Source organism: Candidatus Methanocrinis alkalitolerans, assembly GCF_029167205.1.
GTDB classification, from domain to species: Archaea; Halobacteriota; Methanosarcinia; order Methanotrichales; family Methanotrichaceae; genus Methanocrinis; species Methanocrinis alkalitolerans.
In genome coordinates this window covers 1-1,368 of sequence record NZ_JARFPL010000085.1, presented here as the reverse complement: position 1 = coordinate 1,368, position 1,368 = coordinate 1, and the positions used below count along the sequence as shown (strand labels likewise).

The window sequence follows — 1,368 nt, the reverse complement described above, 5'->3', positions numbered from 1 at the left end:
AGCATCGAAAAGCTTTTCGTCTGTCGGGACCATCTCCTCTTCAGGATGGAGACTAAGATGAGACTTAAACCGGTTTTGGCTTTGCTGATGCTGGCGGCGCTATCATCACCGATCATGGCGACGGATGAGATATACGAACGCATATGGGATCTCAAATATGGCCCGCCGGATGCACGATTGTCGGCTGTTGTATCTATTGGTGAGAGCGGAGACGATAGAGCGGTCGATCTCCTTATAGATGCTCTCCGGGATGAAGACCAGAGGGTCCGAAAGGCGGCTGCAGAGGCTCTCGGCGAGATCGGAGATGACAGGGCCGTTGATCCATTAATCGAGTGTCTCCGCAATCATTGGGTGGCACGAACTAAGGCGGTGGAGGGGGATATTTGGGTCGCGTTGGCTGCAGGGGAGGCCTTAGGTAAGATCGGTGATCCCAGGGCGGTCGACCCTCTCATTGAGGTTCTAGATTGGCATAATACGTACGCATATCAGAGTCTCCAAAATGGGATAGTTAGATCTCTTGGCATGATTGGAGATGATAGAGCCGTTGATAGCCTCATCAAAATGCTGGACCGTGGGTGGTGGGAGTCCCGGGCGAGTGCAGCCTGGGCTCTCGGAGAGATCGGTGATCCCAGGGCGGTCGAGCCTCTCATTAAGGCTCTCCCTCAGCAGGTTAAACACCGACAGGCAGATTGGCAATCCGACGAAGTACGTCATGAATTGAATTTCCGTTCTGCTGCGGCGCGTGCACTCGGCAAGATCGGAGACGACAGAGCGGTTGATCCCCTAATCAGGTCTCTTCAAGACGAAGACGGGATTATCCGGCTGTCTGCGGTTGAGGCTCTCGGCGAGATCGGAGATGATAAGGCAATAGGCCCATTGGCCTACGTGGTTGCGAGAGACAGCGACCCCGAAGTCCGATCTGCGGCGGAGAAAGCGTTGGCGAAGATCCAGGTTGGGCGGTGATCCCCGCCTCCCTGCTATTTTTATTCGACCTCGATTTAAAAAGCTCTACGTGGCTTCGGGAGGGTTCTATCCTGGAGGTCCTTGACTATCACCGGCCCTCCGATCCTCCACAGTGGGGGCGCTGGTGGCGTCGGGTCTGGCGGCGGAGAGATCTTCTCCCCGTCTCCCACCTCTTCTAACATTTCGACCTTTCCTACGAACATCACTTTCATCGAGCCCTCAGTTTATATACTCTCACAAAAGCGATGGCGGGCGGCGTCTCCCGGAGAAGGAGTATGCCGGAGAACCCGGTGGTCGTGCTGGTGGGGCCGTTTTGGTGGATATTTCGACCTTTTCCTACGACCACCAGGTTCTCCCCGGTGGTTCTATGATATCTCACATCCAAACCTGGATAATATCATAGAA

General features: G+C 54.8%; 2 protein-coding genes. One reads left to right on the top strand and one right to left on the bottom strand.

Features of this window, described 5'->3' with window-relative positions; genetic code table 11:
* The coding region (locus P0O24_RS12440) for a HEAT repeat domain-containing protein (protein WP_316970069.1) at positions 1 to 963 on the top strand (963 nt) is incomplete at its 5' end.
* A 35-nt stretch (positions 964 to 998) separates the two neighbouring features.
* Here P0O24_RS12440 and P0O24_RS12435 read toward each other — a convergent pair.
* Positions 999 to 1,175 (bottom strand): hypothetical protein, encoded by a 177-nt coding sequence (locus P0O24_RS12435; protein WP_316970068.1) that lies wholly within the window; start codon positions 1,173 to 1,175, stop codon positions 999 to 1,001.
* Between the last annotated feature and the right edge of the window lie 193 nt (positions 1,176 to 1,368).

What these genes read in the sequence shown, in the direction of transcription:
- P0O24_RS12435 (WP_316970068.1), bottom strand. Translation starts at nt 1,175, where the DNA reads ATGAAAGTGATGTTCGTAGGAAAGGTCGAAATGTTAGAAGAGGTGGGA.